This is a genomic window from Microcystis sp. LEGE 08355, assembly GCF_015207185.1.
Lineage (GTDB): Bacteria > Cyanobacteriota > Cyanobacteriia > Cyanobacteriales > Microcystaceae > Microcystis > Microcystis panniformis.
On record NZ_JADEXI010000295.1, the window covers coordinates 1 to 5,764 of the forward strand.

At 43.4% G+C, this 5,764-nt stretch carries 5 protein-coding genes; all 5 read right to left on the minus strand.

Annotated elements, in window-relative coordinates; translation table 11 throughout:
- Positions 1-116 precede the first annotated feature (116 nt).
- Positions 117-815, minus strand: coding sequence for an urea ABC transporter ATP-binding subunit UrtE (urtE, locus tag IQ242_RS15055; RefSeq protein WP_193960518.1), 699 nt, complete (start codon positions 813-815; stop codon positions 117-119).
- Between the two features lie 38 nt (positions 816-853).
- On the minus strand, positions 854-1,600 hold the full coding sequence (gene urtD / locus IQ242_RS15060) for an urea ABC transporter ATP-binding protein UrtD (RefSeq protein ID WP_002732385.1): 747 nt from the start codon (positions 1,598-1,600) through the stop codon (positions 854-856).
- Between the two features lie 127 nt (positions 1,601-1,727).
- Complete coding sequence (urtC, locus tag IQ242_RS15065; RefSeq protein WP_193960519.1) at positions 1,728-2,882, minus strand: urea ABC transporter permease subunit UrtC; 1,155 nt, start codon at positions 2,880-2,882, stop codon at positions 1,728-1,730.
- A gap of 3 nt (positions 2,883-2,885) precedes the next feature.
- Positions 2,886-4,046, minus strand: a complete 1,161-nt coding sequence (locus tag IQ242_RS15070) for a branched-chain amino acid ABC transporter permease (RefSeq protein ID WP_193960520.1) — start codon at positions 4,044-4,046, stop codon at positions 2,886-2,888.
- A 94-nt stretch (positions 4,047-4,140) separates the two neighbouring features.
- Positions 4,141-5,457 carry an urea ABC transporter substrate-binding protein gene (gene urtA, locus IQ242_RS15075; protein WP_193960521.1) on the minus strand — a complete coding sequence of 439 codons (1,317 nt, stop codon included), beginning with the start codon at positions 5,455-5,457 and terminating at the stop codon, positions 4,141-4,143.
- Between the last annotated feature and the right edge of the window lie 307 nt (positions 5,458-5,764).

Sequence of the window (5,764 nt, forward strand, 5' to 3'; positions counted from 1 at the left end):
CCCCCCTTAATCCCCCCTTGATAAGGGGGGTGCCGATACCCCCTTAATCCCCCCTTGATAAGGGGGGTGTCTGATAATTTTTAACGCCTACCTACTTATCAAGAAAAAAGTTAAGTTTAAACCGACAAAAATCGCTGAATGACTTCTTGACTTAATTCGCTCGTGAAACCAGAAGCAACAATTCCCCCTTTCTGCATGGCGTAATATCGATCAGCTTGACGGACAAAATGCAGGTGTTGTTCTACTAATAAAACGGCGATTCCTTTGCTGGCAACAATACGCCGCACCGCCGCTTCAATTTCGAGAATAATTGACGGTTGAATTCCTTCCGTGGGTTCATCTAAAATCAATAATTTTGGTTCCCCCACTAAGGCGCGAGCGATGGCTAATTGCTGTTGTTGTCCCCCGCTTAAATCCCCTCCCATCCGCGATAACATGGTTTTTAAATCGGGAAATAAATCGAAGATTTCTTCGGGAATTGTGGCATTTTTTCTCCTTGTGGGTAAAGCTTCCAAACCGAGAATTAAATTCTCTTTTACCGTTAAACGGGGAATAATATCCCTCCCCTGCGGCACATAACCCAGTCCTAATCTGGCTCTTTGATCTGAGGTTTTATTAATCAGGTTTTCTTGCTCATAATTAATTGTTCCCGCTCGCGGTTTTAAGATACCCATTAGGGTTTTTAATAGGGTAGTTTTACCCACGCCATTACGTCCAATTAAACAGACCATTTCTCCCGCATTAATGTTAAGATCAACATTTCTTAAAATATGACTTTCTCCGTAGTAAACATTGAGATCAGATATGTGTAACATTGTCAACCCTTTTTAACTAATTTTAATCCTTTGACTTTTTATTCTTCCGAGGAACCTAGATAAACTTCAATAACTTTCGGATCATTTTGAATTTGCTCCATATTCCCCTCACAGAGAACGGTTCCTTGATGTAAAACCGTGACTTTACGGGCAATTTGACGGACGAATTCCATATCGTGTTCAATGACAATAATTGAATGACTTTCCGCTAGATTTAACAACAAATTGCCCACGTTTTCTGTTTCCTCATCGGTTAATCCTGCCACGGGTTCATCTACTAGCAGTAAGTCTGGTGACTGGGCCACTAATTGACCAATTTCTAAGCGTTGTTTTTCCCCGTGGGAAAGTAAAGAAGCGGATAAATCAGCTTTAGCAGTTAAACCGATAGTTTCCAATAAACCAATAACTTTTCTGCTATCTTCTAGCGGAGGACGACCGAAAAGAGTTGAGAAAACATTTTTATTACGGTTGCTAACTAAATCGAGATTTTCTCGCACAGTTAGATTTAAATATACCCTAGGAGTTTGGAATTTGCGACCAATACCTAAACGAGCGATCGCATATTCAGGAATTTTGCGGAGATCTCGACCTTTAAATAATACCCGTCCGATGGTGGGTTGCACTTTCCCCGTAATCACATCTAAAAAAGTGGTTTTTCCCGCACCATTGGGACCGATAATCACCCGTAATTCTCCCGTATCCATACTGAAATTAAGATTATTGAGAGCTTTAAAACCCCCAAAACTAACGGTAAGATTCTCGATTTCTAAGATTTTTCCAGTCATAATTTCTAAGAGGGAGTGGGGAAGTATTTTCAGTGAACAGTGAACAGTAAACAGTAATCAGTGAACTGATAACTGATAACTGATAACTGATAACTGATAACTGATAACTGATAACTGATAGCTAAGGTCACTTATGCTCTAATTCTTCTCTTTCCAGTTGCATTTCCGGATCTTCCTCAATACTAGGATAGGTAATTAAAGTTTTGCGGAAACCAAAATGAGTCAGCAAACGTTTAATACCACCGAGAAGACCATCGGGAAGCACTGTCACCACAATTAGGAATAGGGCCCCTTGGAAAAATACCCAGACTTCCGGAAATTGTTCGCTTAAAAAAGTTTGGGCCATGCGTACCAGTAAAGTACCGATAACTGCCCCCACAAGGGTAGCGCGTCCCCCCACAGCCACCCAAATCACCATTTCAATGGAAAAAGCCACATCCATAGAGTTAGGGGTGATAATTCCCGTTTGCACGGTGTAAAGAGCGCCGGCAACACCGGCAATTGCCCCAGAAATGGCAAAAACTAACACCTTAAACCAAGTAGGATCATAACCAGAAAAACGAACCCGCACCTCATCATCGCGAATGGCGACTAACAAGCGCCCAAATCGGCCTGTAGTTAACCAACGACAGAGTAGATAAATAGCCAGTAAACAGACAATTGTGAGTAAATAAAAGGCCACTTGAACGGCATCGGAACCCACCAGCAACCCGAAAATTGTTTGGGTATCGGTTTTTAAGCCATTAGTGCCGTTAATTAACTTTTGTTGACCGTTAAAAAAGTTAAAAAATACCAGTAAAGCCGCTTGGGTCAAAATCGAGAAATAAACCCCTTTAATGCGATTGCGGAAGATTAAATAACCTAATAATCCTGCCACGATCGCTGGTACAATAATTAGGGCTAGAATTGTCAAAGGTAGGGAATAAAAAGGTTGCCAAATAAAAGGTAATTCTGTCACCCCGTAGAGAGTAAAAAATTCGGGCATTTGTCCAGGGGGTAACTGAAGATTTAGGTACATGGCCAAAGCGTAACCACCGAGGGCGAAAAAGATACCATGACCAAGACTTAATAAACCGGTATAACCCCAGATTAAATCTATCCCCAAAGCGACAATAGCGAAGGAAAGAAATCGCCCCAATAAACGCAAGCGGAAGGCCGACAAAGCTAAGGGCAAAAACACCGCAAAGATAACCACCAATCCAACGATAACAGCGATTTCCGTGATTAACTTTTTCTTTTCCCGTTGTCGGGATTCGTTTCTAGTGATGGTTTCGGTCATCATAATCTATAACTCAGCAGTACGTCCTTTAGGAGGAAAAATTCCCGCAGGTTTGAATTGCAAGAAAGCAATAATTAAAGCAAAAATCATCACTTTTGCCATGCTAGTGGTGGAGAAAAAGGTGAAGAAATCCGTTAGGGGTTTTAGTGCTTCTACGGAACCAGATATCAGAGCAAAAGTTCCCGAACCAATTAAATAATTAGCCACACCTATCGCCATGGCCGCGATAATAGTTCCTAGGAGATTACCCACTCCCCCCACGACCACTACCATGAAGGTATCAACGATATAATTTTGTCCCACATTTGGACCGACGGAACCTAAGAAACTAATCGCACAACCAGCAACTCCAGCTAATCCCGAACCGAGGGCAAAAGTCAAAGCATCCACTTGATTGGTTGGAATGCCTAAACAGGCACTCATCTGGCGATTTTGGGTGACGGCACGAATGCGTAAACCCCAAGAAGATTTATTTAAAAACCAATAAGTCCCTAACAAACAAATGGCAGTTAAAATAATAATAAATATACGGGTGTAGGGCATTTGAAAACCCAGTAAAGGTAAACCTCCCCGTAACCAAACAGGAGCGGTGACATCGACGTTTCTGGCACTAAACCAGGGTCTAGCGAGAACGGGATTAAAAGATAAAAGATACCCTAATAATCCAGCGATAGCTAGGGATAAAGGGAGGGTGATACCGATAGCTAAATTGCGAATTATCTCCCAATCTAGGCGACGACTTAACACCTTCATAGCCCCAAAAAATAAGAGACAGAAAACTATTAAACTAATTACTAATAAGCCGTTGACACTTCTGACAAATTGCTGCAGAATTAAGCTGACTCCCCAAGTGGCCAGCAGCGTTTCTAGGGGTCTGCCGTAGAGAAACCTAATCACCCCCCTTTCTAATAATAATCCCGCCAATCCCGACACTAAAAAAGCGATCGGTAGGGCGAATAAAACATAAGTATCAAAGAAGGGAGAACCGAAACCTTTAAAGACATTTTGCACCACAAAAGTACTGTAGGCCCCTAACATCATTAACTCACCGTGAGCGAGATTAATTACCCCCATCAGTCCAAAGACAATCGCTAGTCCTAAAGCGGCCAGCAATAGCACAGAACCGATGCTAATACCATTAAATAATCCTTCCAATAATGCTGACACTTTTCGTTATTCCTGTGCATTTTTAAGCTTTAAAAAGTGGGGTGAACAGTAATGTCCACCTCACCCTCGTTATTGTCTGGAAAAATTACTAAAACTAGGATTTTTCCATTTTGAATTTACCGCCCTTGGCCGGATCAGTCCAGTCACAGGCAAAGCCCTTAGTTTCGGGGACAAATTGGTTCCAAGGTTGCGGATCCACTACCCCCGGAGTTGACCAAACGATGTCAAATAGACCATCATCTCTCACCTGACCAATGCGGACGGTTTTGGAGATATGATGATTGGGGAACATTTCCACCGGTCCTTCGGGAGCATCGAATTTCTGTCCTACGGCTGCGGCGCGAACTTTGTCGAGATCATCGGCGGTTGCCGCTTGTTCCACCGCTTGCTTCCAGAGATAGACCATAATATAGGCCGCTTCCATGGGGTCATTGGTCACGCGATCGGGACCGTATTTAGCTCGAAAAGCCTCAACAAATTTTTTGTTAGCGGGGGTATCTACGGTTTGGAAATAGTTCCAGCAAGCGTATTGACCGAGGAGATATTCCTTACCAATCTGTTTAACTTCTTCCTCGGCAACACTCACCGACATGACCGGATATTTATCGGGAGTTAAACCGGCCGCTTGCAGTTGTTTAAAGAAAGCCACGTTACTGTCACCGTTAAGGGTGTTGAAAATAACGCCGCCATCGGGTAAAGCTTGCTTAATTTTGGTAATAATCGGGGTAACTTCCGTGTTACCTAGGGGTAGATAGTCTTCGCCCACGGTTTCGCCGCCTTTCGCCTTTAACTGCTCTTTAATGATCGTGTTGGCGGTGCGGGGAAAAACGTAGTCGGAACCGACGAGGAAGAATTTTTTCCCTTTATTTTCCAGCAACCAAGTCACTGCTGGCTCGATCTGTTGGTTAGGTGCGGCACCGGTGTAGAAGATATTTCTAGAACACTCTTGACCCTCGTACTGGACGGGATACCAGAGCATATGGTTTTTAGCTTCAAATACGGGTAAAACCGCCTGACGACTGGCGGAAGTCCAACAACCGAAGACGGTCACAACTTTGTCCTGGTCGATCAGTTTGGTGGCTTTTTCGGTAAAAGTTGGCCAATCGGAAGCGCCATCTTCCACCACTGCCTCGATCTGTTTACCAAGAACACCACCGGCGGCATTGATTTCCTCGATCGCCAGTTTTTCCGCATCGACTACGCTGGTTTCACTGATGGCCATGGTGCCACTGAGGGAGTGCAGAATACCCACCTTAATTGTCTCTCCAGAAGCCGGGGCGGGACTAGCAGCTGGGCTAGGTCTGGCCGTTGGGGTTGGGTTTTGATTGCCACCGCAAGCTTTTAACAGAATACTGGTTCCCAAAGCGGCAGAACCGTACAGGAGAAATTTACGTCGTCCTAAATTTGACATGATGATCTTGAACTAACCTCGCTGACAATATTAGCTACTTCACACGGATGTTTTTGCTGAGGAGATTTTCGGGAATCTTTCTACGAATATCTGTGTGATATTACGGCTAGGTTAGCAGATTTTTTGTAACTTTCGCTACTTTTTAGATGTTTTTTGTAGTTTTCGCTACTTTTTAGGGAAAAATTAATTATTTTTCTGGAATTTACCTCAGTTTTTTAGCTATCAGGAGTCGGGAGATAGGAGACAGGAGACAGGAGACAGGAGACAGGAGACAGGAGATTATTTCTATTTATTCTTCCGACACCCC

Excerpts from the sequence above, each read along its gene's own strand:
- urtE (WP_193960518.1), bottom strand. The coding sequence starts at position 815 with ATGTTACACATATCTGATCTCAATGTTTACTACGGAGAAAGTCATATT.
- urtD (WP_002732385.1), bottom strand. The coding sequence starts at position 1,600 with ATGACTGGAAAAATCTTAGAAATCGAGAATCTTACCGTTAGTTTTGGG.
- urtC (WP_193960519.1), bottom strand. The coding sequence starts at position 2,882 with ATGATGACCGAAACCATCACTAGAAACGAATCCCGACAACGGGAAAAG.
- urtA (WP_193960521.1), bottom strand. The coding sequence starts at position 5,457 with ATGTCAAATTTAGGACGACGTAAATTTCTCCTGTACGGTTCTGCCGCT.